The organism is Aliisedimentitalea scapharcae, from assembly GCF_045277565.1.
Taxonomy (GTDB): domain Bacteria; phylum Pseudomonadota; class Alphaproteobacteria; order Rhodobacterales; family Rhodobacteraceae; genus Aliisedimentitalea; species Aliisedimentitalea scapharcae.
Genome location: NZ_CP123584.1, coordinates 3,216,846 through 3,234,501, shown reverse-complemented (window position 1 = coordinate 3,234,501; position 17,656 = coordinate 3,216,846). Strand labels below are relative to the sequence as shown.

Genomic DNA, 17,656 nt, shown 5'->3' with positions numbered 1-17,656 from the left:
TGGCTGCTCCCCCGGGATATTTAGTGCCAGATGAAGAACGGATCCCCTGATCGTCTGGTGAAAAATATCCCGGAGCGCGAGGCAGTTTCTCGCAGTAGCTTGCTGGTGTCAGGCAACCAGACCTTCGGCCCTGACGTGGTCCCAGGTTTCCTCCAGCCCTTTGCTCAGACTGTCGAGCATGTCATCCACCTGCGATTGCGTGATGATCAGCGGCGGGCACAACGCCACGGAATTGCCCGCAACCGCACGCAGGATCAGCCCGTTGCGTTCACAGGCTTTCATTGCAAAGCCACCGGCAACGGCCCCATCGAATCCCTGACCGGTGGTCTTGTTCGCCACCAGTTCAAGCGCCGCGATCAGCCCTTTGCCGCGGACTTCTCCCACCAGGGGATGATCGCTGAAACGCTCACGCAGTTGGGCCTGCAGGTAGTCGCCAACCGTCGCTGCATGTTCAAAGATCTTGTCGCGCTCGTAGATTTCCAGTGTTTTCAGCGCGGCGGCGCAGGCCGCCGGGTGGCCGGAATAGGTGTAGCCATGCCCAAACACGCCGACCTGGTTTGACGGTTCGATCATGGCTTCGTACATCCAGCCCGGAATTACGGCTGCCGAGATCGGGAAATAGGCGGAGCTGAGTTGTTTGGCAAAGGTCATCAGATCGGGTTTGATGCCCATCGTGGTGGCACCAAAATCGTTACCAGTGCGACCAAATCCACAAATGACTTCGTCTGACCAGACCAGAATGTCGTGCTGGCGCAGCAGGTCCTGCAGTTTTTCATAGTAACCCTCTGGTGGAACGATCACACCCGAGGCACCGGTGATCGGTTCGACGATCATGGCCGCGATCGTGTCGGGGCCTTCGGAAAGGATCTGCTGTTTCAGCTCATCCAGGATGCGATCAACGAATTGGGTTTCGGTCTCATTGCCCTGGCGGCCCGTATAGTAATGGGGGGAAGCGGTGCGCAGGATGTCCAGCGCTTCGACCGGTGCATCGAAATGGGCAAGATTCGCAGGCAGCGAGGTCAACGCCCCGGCGGCAACCGTGACCCCGTGATATCCACGATCCCGCGTGATGATCTTGCGTTTTTGCGGTTTTCCAATGGCGTTGAAATAATACCGCAGCATCTTGATGTGGGAATCATTGGCGTCCGATCCGGAGTTGCCAAAGAAGAAATAGGGATCTTCGATCGGCACCATGTCAGCCAACCTGTTGGCCAGTTCCATCGCTGGTTCGTGTGTCTTGCCACCAAACATATGGGTAAAGGGCAGCTTGCCCAGTTGACCCGCGATTGCATCGACCAGTTCCTGGTTGGAATAGCCCAGCGACGTACACCACAGGCCGGCCAGTCCTTCGATGTAACGGTTGCCGTCGGTGTCAAAGACATAGATGCCTTCGCCGCGGTCCAGACACAGCTGTTCGGTCGCGGTCAGATTGGTTGTCGGATAGATCACGGGGGCCATTGCAAACTCCTGAGGATTTGGCGGTGCCGGGCAAAAAAACATTGGTTCAGCGCGAACCTTGGCCGGTTTTTCTGGTGGCGTCAAAGGAATTTGATCAAATGCGCGCCGGGTGTCCCCGGTGGATTTTTGCTTGGGCTTTTATGTGGTCAGTCGTCAGGGGCGCGAAATAGCCGGACCACAAAAAAAGCCACCCAAAGGCGGCTTGTTTTAGACCAACTGGAGCGGGCGAGGCGATTCGAACGCCCGACCCTAACCTTGGCAAGGTTATGCTCTACCCCTGAGCTACGCCCGCATCCGGTTGGTGAGGCGCTGAATAGTAATTCTGCGCGACGCCCGCAAGAGAAAAAACACAATTCCTGTCAGAATTTTTTGCCCAGCGGAAGCGAGCGTAAAAAGGAGTGTCAGCGCCAGGTGGTGCCCGTTGTTTCAGCGACTGCGCTGCCGCCCAGCTGTGGCTTTTGCCCCGCGTGTGGGCCGGAGGCGGCGCGCCCCATGCGCCCCGGTTGTTCGATCAGATCATGGAGCCTGAAGACCTGTCAATCGGTCAACAGGACCGGAGATGTCGCAAGGGTTTCCAGGTCGTCTCATAGGCCAACCCTCTGACCTTGCGAACCGTTCTGTGATCAAAGCTTTTGAGGAGAGGGGCTTGGTGTCTGTGGCAAAAGAAACTGGCTTTGGTTCAGGCTCGCAGACGTTTTTCAGCAAATGTCGAGAAAGTGGCAGCCCGTATGGGCTACCCGTGTTGGTCAGAACTCCCAATAAAATATTGCGCCAAGCGTCCCACGTGTCCGGTAGCAGGCCATGCTAAAGATCAATGGGGTATGAGGTGGGTGTGCCCGTCAACCTCTCGGGTCTTTTCCTGCGCTGCAGGCTGATCAGGAGTTGTTCACCGCTGTCGTTCGGCGTGGTGTCGCCGCAATATCCGGTGTTGCGTCCAACAGGGACTTGGAAGTGAACAAAGGCCAAATCGACTATGACGACTTTGCCTAGATCGCCGGCTTCAAATCCGAAACCCTGACCATGGGTGTGCCCTGTGCGGCGGGCAATACCATCCTCTTGCAACCTTCCGACGATGCCGTTCTGCGCGGCGAAATCTTCTGATGCCCGGCTCTGTCGGCACTCCTGCCACCCAATCTGGTGCTGACGGTCTGCTTTGCCATTGCCGCGGCGATGGGGAGGCATCTATGCCGTGATGTCCGCGCTGTCGCGCAGCGACCAGAAACCTGCGGCAACATACACGAAAAGCGCCGAGCGAGCGCGGTTTGCACTCTATGCAGCGAAGCGTCGGAAGAATGCCGACTGAAGGTCAGGTGTCCCACGGCGAAAAAAAACGCCGAAGCCTTCCAGGTCGGAAGCTCAACAAAATAGGGTTGTTCAGGGGAGAAGTGGCAGCCCGTAGGGGAATCGAACCCCTCTTTCCAGGTTGAAAACCTGGCGTCCTAACCGATAGACGAACGGGCCACTGTGTGTGCGGTTCTTTAGGCAATCCGGAACCGGGGCGCAAGAGAAATCGAGAGAATGGAACAAGTTTTTTGGGGAGCCGCTGTAATGTGATTTCCAGTGCATTCTCAGAGAGTTGCAACGCACACGACACAAAAAAACCGCCCGAAGGCGGCTTGTTTTAGACCAACTGGAGCGGGCGAGGCGATTCGAACGCCCGACCCTAACCTTGGCAAGGTTATGCTCTACCCCTGAGCTACGCCCGCATCCGGTTGGTGAGGCGGAGATATTCATTCCCTCGCAGCGCTGCAAGTGAAAAAGACAGCGGAGGGGCAAAAAAATCCGGGTCACGCGAAAAAACAGCGGGAATGAGCGACGGAGAAAACCCGGTCCTGCGTTCAAGACCCTAAGGATCGTTTCAGACAGGGAGAAAACGGATGGCCAGGGGAGAACAGCTTCGCATGGTGACTTTGATCGCGGCAATGGCCATGGCATCATATCTGGGTGGCAGAGATACGGATGGGGCAGGCAGGGGGTATGCGTTGGACCCATCGTCCCCTGTACATACCCAGCGGTTAAAGCGTGATGTTCTGGATCAGACCAACGCCTGGATGATCAAACCCACACCCGCCAGCACAAGCACGGCAAATGTTGACACCATGCCGATCTGGCGCAGCACGATGATTTGAGGGTCCCGACCGAATCCCAGAACGTGCAAGACCCGTCCAATCACCAGGGCTGATCCCAAGAGGTGCAACGACCAGGTTGGGGCTCCTTGCCCTTCGCACAGTGCGATCAGGAGCAGGGCAAAGGGCGTGTACTCGGTGAAATTGCCGTGTACGCGGATCGCCTGAAAGAGCGCTTTGTCGCCCATGTCACCGATCAGCGCCCTGGCACGGCGACGCCCCATGATCACTTTGGCGGACAACCCGACCAGAAGAACTGCCAGCAGGCCTGCATACAGAGATGTGATGGGAAACATGAAATTGTCCTGAATGTTGGAATCGGAAGGTCAAAAGCGGATCACGGTTATGGGTAGCACGGTCAGCCGGTGCTGCAATAGCGTCCGTTGGCTGGTCCTTTGTTTTTGAGGGGGAGCTGGTTTTGCTGATCCCATTGGTTTGCGGATCCCAGTGGTTTGGGGATCCCTGTGGTTCGGGAACGTGGGACCGTCATCCTACCAAAATCCGTCGACCTTTAGAGACAGGTCTCTGGGCCAGAGGCCGCGACAGTTATATGTCCGGCGTGCGCGATCCGATCAGATTGGGTGCCCAGGTACCATTTGCTTGGTCCCATCCGGGCCAACCGGCACACGCCCCCAACGGATCGCAGCATCCCGCCGTTTAATCCAATGCCGGGCCAGAACCAGGTAGAACGCCCTGCGCTGGCCGGTTGGGTGCCGGGTGAGGACCATATCAGTTGAGGCAAACAGACCTGGGGCGGTCATGTGCCGACCTCTGGATGCAAGAGCCAATTGCGCGCCATTTGATGCCAGAGGCCTGCAAGCGTTCGGTGCCTGCACCACAGGCGCACAACAGCTGACGGTCGGGAAACATGGCCTGTAAGGCGAACGGCGCGGGGGTGGTCCGGAATGCTCGCCCTTGAATTCGATGCAGCGCTCGCAGAACGCGACACCTCTCAGAAAGAAGGATGCCCGTGGGGCCACCGGGCAGACCGATGCGAGCACACCGCTGCGTAGCAGGTCAGGGCCATACCCAGATCCCCGGCATCGGGATTTGGTCAAGATGATTGATAGGGGGGCGGGACCCATTCCTGGGTGGCTCGACAGGTTGGGGCAGGGCATTTGGGAACGCCGTCATGCCAACCGGGTCGCGGACTGGTCCGGCGTGCGCAGGTAAAGCCGCCCAAAAAAACACCTGCCGCAGGATCTGCGGCAGGTGAAGGATGTCCGAGCATGTGTACCCATGGGCACATCTCTCACGGTACGACGGGGTCGGCCCGTGAGGGGGCTTACTCCAATTCGACCAACAGATCCTTGGCGTCGATTTGGCCGCCGGGCTGGACGTGGAGTGCTTTGACTGTTGCGTCTCGCTCGGCGTGGATGCCGGTTTCCATTTTCATGGCTTCGATGGTCAACAGCAGGTCGCCTTCCTTGACGTCCTGGCCGCTCAAAACGGCGACGGTGGCGACAACGCCGGGCATCGGGGCACCGATGTGGTTGGGGTTGCCCAATTCCGCCTTGGGGCGCTGTGCAGTGGTGGATTTCACCAACCGGTTGGGCACCCGGATCACGCGGGGTTGACCGTTGAGTTCAAAGAACACTTTGACCTCGCCGTTGTCGTCCGTTTCGCCAATCGCCTGCAGGCGGATTTCCAGCGTCTTGCCGGGGTCGATTTCGGCGGTGATCTCTTCGCCCGGTTCCATCCCGTAAAAGAAGGTGCGCGTTGGCAGGGACCGCACCGGACCATAGGTGCGGTGACGCCCCATGTAATCCAGGAACACCTTGGGGTACATCAGGTATCCGTTCAGATCCTCATCATCGACCGGCTTGCCTTCCAGCTCGGCGGACAGTTCGGCGCGGGCCGCTTCCAGGTCCACGGGTTCCAAGTGGGCACCGGGGCGGGTCAGATTGGGGGCTTCGTCCTTGAGCACCTTGTTGATGATGGCAGCAGGGAAACCACCGGGAGGCTGGCCCAGATTGCCGCGCATCATGTCGATGACCGAATCCGGGAATGCCACGTCGGTGGCGGGGTCTTCGACCTCGGCACGGGTCAGGCCCTGAGACACCATCATCAGCGCCATGTCGCCTACAACTTTGGAGGATGGCGTCACCTTGACGATATCACCGAACATCTGGTTGACGTCGGCATAGGTCTGGGCAACGTCCGACCATTTCTCTTCCAGCCCCAGCGAACGCGCCTGCGCCTTGAGGTTGGTGAACTGACCGCCGGGCATTTCGTGCAGATAGACTTCGGAGGCAGGGGCCGCCAAACCGCTTTCGAACGCCACATACTGTGCCCGCACACCTTCCCAATAGTCCGAGATTTCACGCACTTTTGTGATGTCGATACCGGTGTCGCGGTCGGTATTGCGCAACCCTTCGACGATCGAGCCGAGGCAAGGCTGCGATGTGCCGCCGCTGAACGCATCCATGGCGACATCCACGGCATCCACGCCTGCGTCGGCAGCGGCCAGAATGGTCGCACCCGCGATGCCGGAGGTGTCATGGGTGTGGAAGTGGATTGGCAGGCCAACCTGTTCCTTCAGCGCCTTGACCAGCACCTTGGCCGAGGCCGGTTTCAACAGACCTGCCATGTCTTTCAGACCCAGAACATGGGCACCTGCGGCCTCCAGTTCCTTGGCCATGCCGACATAGTACTTCAGGTCATATTTGGCGCGGTTCGGGTCCAGAATATCACCGGTATAGCAGATGGTGCCTTCACAGACCTTGCCCGCATCCACCACCGCATCCATGGCGACGCGCATGTTTTCGACCCAGTTCAGGCTGTCAAAGACGCGGAACACGTCAACACCGGTGCTGGCGGCTTGGCGCACGAATTCCTGCACCACATTGTCGGGATAATTGGTATAGCCAACGCCATTGGACGCACGCAGCAACATCTGGGTCATCACATTGGGCATGGCTTCGCGCAGATCGCGCAGACGCTGCCAGGGGCATTCCTGCAAGAAACGATAGGCCACGTCGAATGTCGCGCCCCCCCAGCATTCAACAGAGAACAGTTGGGGCAGGTTGGCGGCATAGGCGGGGGCCACCTTGATCATGTCGATCGACCGCATCCGGGTCGCCAACAGCGACTGATGCCCGTCGCGCATGGTGGTGTCGGTCAACAGCAGCTGACGCTGGGCCTTCATCCAGTCGGCAACTGCCTTTGGACCCTTTTGCTCCAGCAGATTGCGGGTGCCATAGGGGGCAAAGCCGGGATCGACCTGGGGTGCGCGCGGTTCGCGCAGATCGGTGGCAGGTGCAGCGCGGTCGGTGGTTTCCGGGTGACCGTTGACGCTGATGTCGGCGATATAGTTCAGAACCTTGGTACCGCGGTCGCGGCGACGTGCGAACTGGAACAGATCCGCCGTCTCGTCGATGAATTTGGTGGTGTATTCATTGCTCAGGAAGATCGGGTGCTTCAGCAGGTTCTCGACGAAGGCGATGTTGGTGCTGACACCGCGAATACGGAATTCACGCAGCGCGCGGTCCATCCGGGCAATCGCCTTTTCCGGGGTCTGGGCGTGGGCCGTGACCTTGACCAAGAGCGAATCGTAGTAGCGCGTGATCACGCCGCCGGAATAGGCGGTGCCGCCGTCCAGACGGATGCCCATGCCGGTGGCTTCGCGGAACGCGGTGATGCGGCCATAGTCGGGGATGAAATTGTTCTGCGGATCCTCGGTGGTGATCCGGGTCTGCAGCGCGTGGCCATTCAGACGCACGTCGTCCTGGCTGTCCTTGCCGGTGGCCTCGGAAATGGTCTTGCCTTCGGCGATCAGGATCTGCGCCTGCACGATGTCGATGCCGGTGACTTCCTCGGTGACGGTGTGTTCCACCTGCACCCGCGGGTTCACCTCGATAAAGTGGAAGGTGCCGGTGTTCATATCCATCAGGAATTCAACGGTTCCGGCACATTCATAGCCCACATGGGCACAGATCTTGCGACCCAGTTCGCAGACCTCGGCGCGTTGCTCTTCGCTCAGGTATGGTGCGGGCGCGCGTTCGACCACTTTTTGGTTGCGTCGCTGCACCGAACAATCACGTTCAAACAGGTGATAGATCTGCCCGTGTTTGTCGCCCAGAATCTGCACCTCGACGTGACGCGCACGGGTGATCATCTTTTCCAGATAGCCTTCGCCATTGCCGAATGCGGCTTCGGCTTCGCGGCGCCCTTCCAGAACCTTCTCTTCCAGCTCAGCCTCGGACAGGATCGGACGCATGCCGCGTCCGCCGCCGCCCCAGGAGGCTTTCAGCATCAGCGGGTAACCGATCTCGGCGGCCTGCGTCTTGATCGCGGCCATGTCATCGCCCAGCACCTCGGTCGCGGGGATCACCGGGACCTCGGCTTCAATCGCCACGCGCCGCGCGCTGGCCTTGTCACCCAGGGCGCGCATGGTTTCGGCCTTGGGACCGATAAAGGTGATGCCGTTGCGCGCACAGGCATCGACGAAATCCGGGTTCTCCGACAACAGCCCGTAACCGGGGTGGATTGCATCCGCGCCGCTCTCCTTGGCCACTCGAATGATCTCGTCAATGCTCAGATAGGCGGCAACAGGGCCCATGCCTTCACCAATGCGATAGGCCTCATCCGCCTTGAAGCGGTGCAAGCCCAGCTTGTCCTCTTCGGCAAAAATCGCAACCGTGCGCTTGCCCATTTCATTGGCTGCACGCATCACACGAATGGCAATTTCACCGCGGTTCGCGATCAGGATCTTTTTGAAGTCGGTCATGTCACCCTCTGGGTCGTGAAGTTGGGACGGAGTGTTAGGCGGTTTCTACCGTGTCGTATACCCGTAGTTCTGGGTAGAACCGGCATGATTGCGCTCTCATGCGGCGCAAATCCGTCAATTTTTGTGACGCCGCGTCACAAATGCCCCGGGGTCACCCGGATGGGCGTTGGCAATGCCGTCAGAACCGAACACCCCATTTGCCCCATGTTGGCCTCCAGGTCGCGCTGCAGAATCTCTGTCAGATGGGTTGGACCGTGCGGTCCCAAGGCCGCAAGAGCATAGTGATAGGCCCGCCCCAACATGATGAAATCAGCCCCCAGTGCCAGAGCACGCAGGATGTCGAGCCCGCCTTCGATCCCGCTGTCAAAGACAATCGGCCGTTTTGTGACAGCGCGGATGAGAGGCAAGGCATCGATGGCGGCAGGGCTGCCATCGAACTGGCGGCCTGCGTGATTTGACACCCACAGCCCGTCGATGCCGATCCGGTCCAGCGCCTCGGCATCTTCGGGGCGCATCACGCCCTTGATCACAAACGGGCCATCCCAATGGTCACGCAGCCATTCGACATAGCCCCAATCCGGAGAGGTGCGCAGCAAATAGCCGATATGCGCCGTTGGCGGCAGGCCGCTCAGGTCCTGGGTTATGTATTTGTCCAGGGTGCGCATGTTGGGCATTCCACGCCGGGCCATGCCCAGGGCCCAACCGGGGCGCAGGGCCACCTGCGCCATCAGGCGTGGGGTCAACCTGGGCGGTTGGGTCAATCCACTGCGCACCTGACGTTCGCGGCGGGATGCGACGGGCACATCAACGGTCAAGACCAGGGTTTTGAACCCCGCGGCGCGGGCGCGGTCCAACAAGTCCTGTCGAATGTCCGGGTCCTTGGGCGGGTAGAGTTGGAACCAGGCGTTGGACCCCAGGTGAGGGGCCAGATCCTCGGGGCTTTGGCTGGCAACGGTGGACAGAGTATAAGGAATATCAGCGGTCGCCGCGGCCCGAGCCAGATGTCCTTCGGCGTCGGGCCAGATCAGGCCGGACATCCCCACGGGGGCCATACCAAAGGGGAGGGGACAGCGGGTCCCAAACAGATCGATCCCCAGATCGACATCCAGTGGCCCATGCAGGATCGAGGGAACAAACCCCCAAGCGTCCAGCCCGTTGCGATTGCGCGCCTTTGCGGCCTCGATCCCGGTGCCGCTGTCCAGATAGTCCCAAACGAACTTTGGCAGGCGCCGTTTGGCGCGGATTTTGAGGTCGTGAAGCGAAGGGTAGTGCGCATGTAAATCCATGAGGGATATTTGTGATGGTGCCGACGGGAAAGTCCAGCCTTGCGTCGCCCTCTTTGGCCCCGCTGCCAAAAGGCGCGCGTGCCGCGCACCGGATCTGTCGCCCCCGACCTGTGGTCGGTGCCTCCGCGCCTGTGGTCAGGCGACGCAACATAGTCTGTGTCGCGCCGCTTTGGGACATGGGTGCAATAAACCCTGCAGAACATTGCGCGAACACCTCTTTCGTTGTGCGGGCAGTCAGGTTAGGATCGCGGCCATGAGCAGTTTTGACGAAATGGACGCCTTCGAAGGCGCCTCCCTGTCGGCCCGGGCCATGGCGGCCCGGCCGGTGCCGTATTTGGATGATTTGAACCCGGCCCAGCGGGATGCTGTGGAGCGGATGGACGGTCCTGTGCTGATGTTGGCCGGAGCGGGCACGGGCAAGACCAAGGCGCTGACCGCGCGGATTGTGCATTTGTTGAACACAGGCCGGGCGCGTCCGAACGAGATTCTGGCAGTGACCTTCACCAACAAGGCCGCGCGCGAGATGAAAGAACGGGTCGGGCGCATGCTGGGGCAGTCGATCGAGGGGATGCCATGGCTGGGCACCTTTCATTCGATCTGTGTGAAACTGCTGCGCCGCCATGCCGAGTTGGCGGGGCTCAAGTCGAATTTTACCATTCTGGATACCGATGATCAGATTCGGTTGCTGAAACAGCTGATCCGGGCGGAAAACATTGATGATAAACGGTGGCCCGCACGCATGCTGGCCGGGATTATTGATGACTGGAAGAACCGTGCCCTGACTCCGGGCAAGGTGCCGGTGGCCGAGTCGGGCGCTTTTAATCATCGCGGCATCGAGCTTTATGCCCGGTACCAGCAACGCCTGAAGGATCTGAATGCAACGGATTTTGGCGACCTGCTGTTGCATGTTGTGACGATCTTTCAGACCCACCCGGATGTGTTGGGGCAATACCAGCGCTGGTTCCGCTATGTGCTGGTGGACGAATATCAGGACACAAACATCGCTCAATACCTGTGGTTGCGCCTTTTGGCGGCGGGACATAAGAACATCTGCTGTGTCGGGGATGATGATCAGTCAATCTATGGCTGGCGCGGGGCCGAGGTTGGCAACATCCTGAGATTCGAACAGGATTTTCCCGGCGCGCATGTGGTGCGGCTGGAGCAGAACTATCGCTCGACCCCGCATATTCTGGCGGCGGCGTCGAATGTGATCCGGGGCAACGAGGGGCGCTTGGGCAAGGAGCTGTGGACCGAGGCAGAAGAGGGCGAGAAGGTCCGTCTGATCGGTCATTGGGACGGTGAGGAAGAGGCGCGTTGGATCGGCGAGGAAATCGAATCGATGCAGCGCGGCACCCGGGGGATGCGCGGGTACGATCTGAACGAAGTGGCTATTCTGGTGCGGGCTTCGCATCAGATGCGCGCGTTTGAAGATCGGTTTCTGACCATAGGGCTGCCCTATCGCGTGATCGGTGGGCCGCGGTTCTATGAACGGATGGAGATCCGGGACGCCATGGCTTACTTCCGGCAGGTGGTCAGCCCAGAGGATGATCTGGCGTTTGAACGTATTGTGAACACGCCCAAGCGCGGTTTGGGGGACAAGGCACAGCAGACCATTCAGGCGATGGCCCGCGAACATGCGGTGCCTTTGGTCGAAGGGGCGCGGATTGCCGTGGACAACGGGTTGATCAAAGGCAAGGGCGGCGGTGCCCTGCGCCAATTGGTCGAGGATCTGGGCCGTTGGGGGCGGTTGGTGAATGACGCCGGCATGACCCATATGGAGCTGGCGGAAATCGTTCTGGACGAAAGCGGCTATACCACCATGTGGCAGAACGACAAGTCGCCCGAAGCTCCGGGACGGTTGGAAAACCTCAAGGAATTGGTCAAGGCGCTGGAAAACTTTGAGAACCTGCAGGGGTTTCTGGAACATGTCAGCCTGGTCATGGACAATGACAAGCAGGATTCGGATCAAAAGATCAGCATCATGACCTTGCACGCGGCCAAGGGGTTGGAGTTTCCATCGGTGTTTCTGCCCGGATGGGAGGACGGGTTGTTTCCGTCCCAACGGTCGATGGATGAAAGCGGGCAAAAGGGGCTCGAGGAAGAGCGCCGGCTGGCCTATGTGGGAATCACCCGAGCCGAAGAGGTCTGTACCATTTCATTTGCCGGCAACCGGCGGGTGTTCGGCCAATGGCAATCGCAGCTGCCGTCTCGATTCGTCGATGAACTGCCCGAGGATCATGTCGAGGTCCTGACGCCACCCGGGTTGTACGGCGGCGGATATGGAGCGGCGGCGCAGACACCGCAGCCACGAGGGGGGATCGAAGAGCGCGTGGCCAAGGCGGATGGCTATAATTCGCCGGGCTGGAAACGGTTGCAGGCGCGGTCCGGTCAGCGTGGCATGTCCCAACCCAAGGAGAGCCGCAACACGGTGATTGATCTGGAGGCGGTGTCGAGCTTTACCCTGGGGGATCGGGTGTTCCACCAGAAATTCGGCTATGGAGCTGTGGTCGGGATCGAAGGTGACAAGCTGGAGATTGATTTTGACAAGGCAGGGACCAAGAAAGTGGTGGCCCGGTTCGTGTCCTCAAGCGATGATATTCCATTCTGAACGGTGTCGGATGCCTGCGGCATCCGACCGGCCCGGATCGCAAGGCGATCCGGGCCTTTTTTGCCCGTCTTTTCTTCGCCCGCCGTGTTTTATCCGCCGTGTTTTATCCGCCGTGTTTTGCCTTTGGTGCTTTGTCCTCTTTTGTGCGGGAGGTCCTGAGCGCCTGAATATGTCCAAATGGAAATGTATCCGGCAGCTGCGCGATTAGACGGGGCAGGTGCGTCAGATCGCTATGCGACCGGACGGAATAGATGCTTCCGATCGCACGGCGATAGGGCTGGATAGTGTTTCCGATCGCACAGCGATCGGACAGGCGCAGCTGCGCTGCGTGTTTCGGGAAAATGGGGGAGCCGGAAGGCATAAAAAAACGACGGCGCCAGGGAGGAGGAGGGCGCCGCCGTTTTCATTCAACACCAGAGGTAGGGAGGAGGAGAAACCCCAGGTGCTTTCAGCCCGACATCGCTGCCGGTATTTGTGCGGTGACATCAGGGAGGAGGAGGATGCCACCGCTTAGGTCAGGCCCCAAGGGAGGAGGAGAAGAGGCCCGGTCTAACCTTGAATTCAGTTGTTTTCGTATGCGGCCTGATGGGCCACGCGGCGCAGTTGCGACCGGCTCAACCCCAGATCGGACAGCTCGCGGTCGCTGAGAGCGGACAGCTCGTTCATGGTGCGACGGAACATGGCATACCGTGAAAAGCGGGCGACCAAAGTGTCGACAAAGGCCAAAGGGTTGCTTGTCAGGGTGCCACGGCGGGTGCTGATTTCGGATGTCATGGCCATGGGCTCAGTCCTTCTTGGTCTTCGAATGCTGCGGCGGGGCAGCGTCATGTGTGTCGTTTGTTATGCCCTATATCTGGGGAAATGCTGCAGATGCACAATCCCCTGCGTGGGCATTGCTGCTATGCAGCATTTGCATGGGTGACTGCGGATGGGCTTGACCTTTTGGAATTTAGGCGGGGCAGGCCGTTGCCCACTACTGTTGCGCTGCACACCAGAGTCGCACTGCAGGACAGAACAGTTGAGCCAGACATTAGGGCCAAACATTAGGACCGATCCTTAGGGCGAGACACCTTTACGCGCTCATTCGGCCTGCTGCGGTCAGATCGCCACCCCGGGCCGGACGCTGATCCGGAGTTTGGGAATTTATGGGCCGGATCCGGGACGCTAGAGGCTGTATGGGAAATTATGGGACGCAATGAGGCGCACAGGGCAATATTCCGAATCACTTGGAGCCAATTCTTGGGGAAATCGAACGGATCGGTGTGTTTCGGATGAAATTTGGATGGGGCGAACCATGAACAAAAGTTTCTTGATCGGGTCAATTCAAAAAAACTTGGGAATTTGAGGGACAAAGGCAGAGGTGGAGCGCGCAACCGATATGTTGTGGGTGTTTGGGTCGTTTTGTCTACATTCCGCGTTTTTGGGCGTGACTTTCATAGAGGCCTGGAGCGTCGGTTCGCCGAATTACCCCGTGCTGCAGTGATTCCGGTGCAAAATTCTGTTGATTTCCATGAATTCCCATGGCATCCCTAATACATCGAATGAAGACGGATCAAGGGGCTCCAGACCCCGAACAAAAACAAAAGCAGGTTTCATACAGGCCTCCTTCCTCATTCAAGACTTGAAGAGATCCGGCGCGCGAGCGAGCAGACATCCCCCCAGGTGGCGCGCGCAGTCGGAACCCCCGCTCAGCGGGACGAGGACGGCGGGTTGATCAGTGGCAGCAGATCAACCCGCCGTTTCTCCTTTCTGGGGGACGATAAACACGCGGGGGCGCGAAAAAAAGGGACAGGGATTTTGGGCCGCAGGTTCAGAGGCGAAAGCCACCACAAGGTGGATACGAAGGGCAGGGTGTCTATCCCGGCCTCGTTTCGCCGTGTGCTGGAGGCGGGCGATCCCAACTGGCAATCCGGTGACAATCCCGAACTGGTGATTGTCTACGGGGATCACCGCCGCAAATTCCTGGAATGCTATACCATGGACGCCATCGACGAGGTCGACGCCAAAATCGACGCTCTGCCGCGTGGTTCGATGGAACGCAAGATGTTGCAGCGCCTGTTCCATGGGCAATCCTTTCCCACCAATGTGGATGAAACCGGGCGCCTGGTCCTGCCGACCAAGCTGCGCGGCAAGATCGACCTGGACAAAGAAGCGTTTTTTATCGCTGCGGGTGACACATTCCAGATCTGGAAGCCCGAAACATATGAATCCGAAGAGCTGGCCGCCGCCGAAGAATGGCTGGAAGAGCTGCCCGACGATTTTGATCCTTTGCAATTCTTGGATGGCGCAGGAGGCGCGTAAGGAATGGCGGCAGGTAAGGAGACTGGCCCTGAAACCGGATCCGCCCCGCATGTTCCCGTTCTGCTGCGCCCATTGCTGGCAGCGGTGGCACCGGTGTCGGGACGCTGGTTGGACGGAACATTCGGCGCAGGAGGGTATTCGCGCGGCTTGCTAGAGGCAGGTGCCGATCAGGTTATCGGCGTGGACCGGGATCCGCTGGCCTTTGACATGGCCCGGAAATGGGCAGGTGACTATGGTGATCGGCTGATCCTGCAAGCGGGCGTCTTTTCGAAAATGGATGACTATGCCAGCGATCTGGACGGTGTGGTTCTGGATCTGGGCGTGTCCTCCATGCAGCTGGATCTGGCCGAGCGCGGATTTTCATTCATGAGAGATGGCCCGCTGGACATGCGTATGTCCCAGGATGGCCCCTCGGCGGCGGATCTGGTGGCAGAGCTGGACGAAGTCGAACTGGCTGATGTGCTGTTCACATTTGGAGAAGAGCGCGCTTCGCGTCGGATTGCCAAGGCGATCGTGCGGGCCCGCACCGAAGCTCCGATCACCACGACCCTTCAGTTGGCGTCGATCGTTGAATCCTGTCTGCCAAGATCGAAACCGGGGCAATCGCACCCGGCGACGCGGTCGTTTCAGGGGCTGAGAATTGCGGTGAATGCCGAATACGACGAGCTGTTCAACGGTCTATTGGCAGCCGAGCGCGCATTGAAACCCGGCGGATTGCTGGGCGTTGTGACATTTCATTCCATCGAAGACCGCATGGTCAAACGATTTTTCCAGCATCGCGCGGGCAAAACGGGACGGGCCAACCGCTATGCGCCCGAACTCGAAGTGATCCCGTCGCAATTTGAACTGGTCACCCGCAAGTCGGTCGGCCCTGATGAACAGGAACTGGCGGAAAATCCACGGTCCCGGTCTGCCCGTCTGCGGGTCGGTCGCCGGACCGAGGCCCCCGCCACTCCCATCACCGCCCGTGAAATTGGCATGCCGCAGCTCAAAGGGGCACGCAAATGAGAATGTTGCTGTATGTGCTGACTGCCTTGGCCGTGTTTGGTTTGGCATTCTGGGCGTATCGTGAAAATTATGCGACCCAACAGGTGCTCAAGGAAAACCGCGCCTTGCAGCGCCAGATCGGTCAGGCGCAGGTCCGACTCAGTGTCCTGCGTGCCGAATGGGCCTATTTGAATCGCCCGGACCGATTGCGCGATCTGGCTGAAATCAATTTTGACCGTCTGGGCCTGTTGCCTTTGCGTCCCGATCAATTCGGTCGTGTGGACGAAGTGGAATACCCGCAGACCCAGCTGGAATTCGAAAACGGGATAGATGTATCGACCATGGATTCAGCCGGGCAGGAGCAGTTCCCATGATCCGCACGCCGCTACGGCCTTTGGCCCGCATACTCGACGCGCGTTCAAAGGGGGAAAACCCCGACGTGATCGAACGCGAAAATATCCGCCGCCGCCATGCTGAAATGCAGGACAAGACACGCCAACGCGCCGAAGGGCGACTGTTGGTCATGGGTGGGTTCTTCCTGTGCGCCTTTGTGGTGATCGGGGCGCGGATGGGCATGTTGGCCTCGACTGAACCGGCCGAACCCTTTGCCAATGCGGCCGGATCTGCCATCGCCATGCAGCGCGCTGACATTGTGGATCGCGACGGGCGTATCCTGGCGACCAATTTCGACACGTTCAGCCTCTATGCCCAGCCGCCCCAGATGGTGGACCCGGTGGCGGCTGTGGACGGGTTGATGACGATCTTTCCGGATCTCGACCAGGACCGCCTGCTCAAGGATTTCACCGGCAAGCGGAAATTCGTCTGGATCAAGAAACGCATCAGCCCGGAACAGAAACAGGCCGTGCATGATCTGGGCGATCCCGGTTTGTTGTTTGGCCCTCGTGAAATGCGGCTCTATCCCAACGGCCGCCTGGCGGCCCATGTGCTGGGTGGGGCCGGTTTTGGCAAGGAAGGCGTGAGCGCGGCCGAAGTGATTGGTGTCGCGGGCGTCGAAAAGCAGTTTGACGGTTATCTGCGCGACCCGGCCAATGGTGCAAAACCGTTGCAATTGTCGCTGGATCTGACCGTACAGGCAGCGGCTGAACGGGTGCTGTATGGCGGCATGAAGCTGATGAATGCCAAAGGTGCGACTTCGGTGTTGATGGATGTGCACACCGGCGAAGTTGTTTCGGTTGTCAGCCTGCCTGATTTTGACCCCAACGAACGGCCGCGCCCTCCGGTGAGCGGGGATCAGTCCGACAGCCCGCTGTTCAATCGGTCCGTGCAGGGGGTGTATGAACTGGGCTCGACCTTCAAGATTTTCACCGCGGCGCAGGCCGTGGATCTGGGTCTGGTGAATTCCGAGACCATCATAGACACATCAGGTCCAATGCGGGTTGGTGGCTATCCCATCGGCGAATTCAAGAACAAGAACTATGGCAAGATCAGCGTGGCTGACATCATTGTCAAAAGCTCGAACCGGGGCACCGGGCGTCTGGCCCTGCAAATCGGAGCGACCCGACAAAAGGCCTTTTTGGGCTCGCTGGGCATGTTTGACCCCACGCCGTTCGAAATTGTCGAAGCCCGTGGCGGACAGCCCTTGTTCCCGAAACAATGGGGTGAACTCAGCACTGTAACCATCTCTTACGGGCATGGGCTTTCGACCAGCCCGATGCATCTGGCCGCTGGGTATGCGGCGATTGCCAATGGTGGCCACTATATCAGCCCCACGATCCTGAAACAGCCCGGCCCCCAATACGGCCCGCGTATCATGTCGACCGAAGCTGCCCATGCGGCCCAACTGATGCTGCGCAAGGTGGTGACGTCGGGCACAGCCAGCTTTGGCGAAGTTCCGGGTTATGTGGTGGGCGGCAAGACGGGAACCGCCGACAAACCGAAACCGAATGGCGGCTATTATGAAAGCAAGGTCATCGCCACTTTTGCCGCAATGTTCCCGGCCAATGATCCAAAATATGTGCTGATCCTGACGCTGGATGAACCGTCGGTGGTTGCCTATGGCGAAGAACGCCGCAGCGCGGGCTGGACAGCGGTGCCGGTCGCGGCCGAAATGATCGGTCGGGTGGCTCCTTTGTTGGGTCTCAGACCACACGTTGAACCCGGACAATTGGCTGGTATAACCCTGACCTCAAACTAAGGCAGG

At 59.3% G+C, this 17,656-nt stretch carries 10 protein-coding genes and 3 tRNA genes; 5 read left to right on the top strand and 8 right to left on the bottom strand.

What is annotated here, in order from left to right:
- Window positions 1-108: 108 nt before the first annotated feature.
- The 7 genes from QEZ52_RS15095 to QEZ52_RS15065 form a co-directional block, all read right to left on the bottom strand.
- Window positions 109-1,458, bottom strand: a complete 1,350-nt coding sequence (locus tag QEZ52_RS15095; protein WP_406645254.1) for an aminotransferase — start codon at window positions 1,456-1,458, stop codon at window positions 109-111.
- A gap of 217 nt (window positions 1,459-1,675) precedes the next feature.
- Window positions 1,676-1,750, bottom strand: a tRNA-Gly gene (locus tag QEZ52_RS15090).
- 1,094 nt (window positions 1,751-2,844) lie between these two features.
- A tRNA-Glu gene (locus QEZ52_RS15085) sits at window positions 2,845-2,919 on the bottom strand.
- A 170-nt stretch (window positions 2,920-3,089) separates the two neighbouring features.
- Window positions 3,090-3,164: transfer RNA gene (locus QEZ52_RS15080), tRNA-Gly, on the bottom strand.
- 329 nt (window positions 3,165-3,493) lie between these two features.
- On the bottom strand, window positions 3,494-3,880 hold the full coding sequence (locus tag QEZ52_RS15075) for an MAPEG family protein (protein ID WP_406645252.1): 387 nt from the start codon (window positions 3,878-3,880) through the stop codon (window positions 3,494-3,496).
- Between the two features lie 989 nt (window positions 3,881-4,869).
- A complete protein-coding gene (locus QEZ52_RS15070) occupies window positions 4,870-8,313 on the bottom strand; it encodes a pyruvate carboxylase (protein WP_406645251.1) in 3,444 nt (1,147 codons plus the stop codon).
- A gap of 134 nt (window positions 8,314-8,447) precedes the next feature.
- On the bottom strand, window positions 8,448-9,599 hold the full coding sequence (locus tag QEZ52_RS15065) for an alpha-hydroxy acid oxidase (RefSeq protein ID WP_406645250.1): 1,152 nt from the start codon (window positions 9,597-9,599) through the stop codon (window positions 8,448-8,450).
- A 253-nt stretch (window positions 9,600-9,852) separates the two neighbouring features.
- Between QEZ52_RS15065 and QEZ52_RS15060 the strand changes: the two genes are divergently transcribed.
- The gene (locus QEZ52_RS15060; protein ID WP_406645249.1) at window positions 9,853-12,207 is read left to right on the top strand and encodes an ATP-dependent helicase; all 2,355 of its coding nucleotides are present in this window, start codon (window positions 9,853-9,855) and stop codon (window positions 12,205-12,207) included.
- 561 nt (window positions 12,208-12,768) lie between these two features.
- Here the strand turns inward: QEZ52_RS15060 and QEZ52_RS15055 are convergent.
- On the bottom strand, window positions 12,769-12,987 hold the full coding sequence (locus QEZ52_RS15055; RefSeq protein WP_406645248.1) for a DUF1127 domain-containing protein: 219 nt from the start codon (window positions 12,985-12,987) through the stop codon (window positions 12,769-12,771).
- Between the two features lie 1,017 nt (window positions 12,988-14,004).
- Between QEZ52_RS15055 and mraZ the strand changes: the two genes are divergently transcribed.
- The 4 genes from mraZ to QEZ52_RS15035 are packed head-to-tail and all read left to right on the top strand — an operon-like array spanning window position 14,005 to window position 17,650.
- Complete coding sequence (mraZ, locus tag QEZ52_RS15050) at window positions 14,005-14,508, top strand: division/cell wall cluster transcriptional repressor MraZ (RefSeq protein WP_406645247.1); 504 nt, start codon at window positions 14,005-14,007, stop codon at window positions 14,506-14,508.
- A 3-nt stretch (window positions 14,509-14,511) separates the two neighbouring features.
- Window positions 14,512-15,516, top strand: coding sequence for a 16S rRNA (cytosine(1402)-N(4))-methyltransferase RsmH (gene rsmH / locus QEZ52_RS15045; protein ID WP_406645246.1), 1,005 nt, complete (start codon window positions 14,512-14,514; stop codon window positions 15,514-15,516).
- Entirely contained in the window at window positions 15,513-15,869 is a 357-nt protein-coding gene (locus QEZ52_RS15040) for a cell division protein FtsL (RefSeq protein ID WP_406645244.1), read from the top strand. The genes rsmH and QEZ52_RS15040 overlap by 4 nt, the downstream gene beginning before the upstream one ends.
- The gene (locus QEZ52_RS15035; protein ID WP_406645243.1) at window positions 15,866-17,650 is read left to right on the top strand and encodes a penicillin-binding protein 2; all 1,785 of its coding nucleotides are present in this window, start codon (window positions 15,866-15,868) and stop codon (window positions 17,648-17,650) included. The genes QEZ52_RS15040 and QEZ52_RS15035 overlap by 4 nt, the downstream gene beginning before the upstream one ends.
- Window positions 17,651-17,656 lie beyond the last annotated feature (6 nt).

Bases quoted from the DNA above. Each gene is read 5' to 3' on its own strand.
- QEZ52_RS15075 (WP_406645252.1), bottom strand. From the start codon at position 3,880: ATGTTTCCCATCACATCTCTGTATGCAGGCCTGCTGGCAGTTCTTCTG.
- QEZ52_RS15095 (WP_406645254.1), bottom strand. From the start codon at position 1,458: ATGGCCCCCGTGATCTATCCGACAACCAATCTGACCGCGACCGAACAG.
- rsmH (WP_406645246.1), top strand. From the start codon at position 14,512: ATGGCGGCAGGTAAGGAGACTGGCCCTGAAACCGGATCCGCCCCGCAT.
- QEZ52_RS15035 (WP_406645243.1), top strand. From the start codon at position 15,866: ATGATCCGCACGCCGCTACGGCCTTTGGCCCGCATACTCGACGCGCGT.
- QEZ52_RS15055 (WP_406645248.1), bottom strand. From the start codon at position 12,987: ATGGCCATGACATCCGAAATCAGCACCCGCCGTGGCACCCTGACAAGC.
- QEZ52_RS15065 (WP_406645250.1), bottom strand. From the start codon at position 9,599: ATGGATTTACATGCGCACTACCCTTCGCTTCACGACCTCAAAATCCGC.
- QEZ52_RS15070 (WP_406645251.1), bottom strand. From the start codon at position 8,313: ATGACCGACTTCAAAAAGATCCTGATCGCGAACCGCGGTGAAATTGCC.
- QEZ52_RS15060 (WP_406645249.1), top strand. From the start codon at position 9,853: ATGAGCAGTTTTGACGAAATGGACGCCTTCGAAGGCGCCTCCCTGTCG.
- QEZ52_RS15040 (WP_406645244.1), top strand. From the start codon at position 15,513: ATGAGAATGTTGCTGTATGTGCTGACTGCCTTGGCCGTGTTTGGTTTG.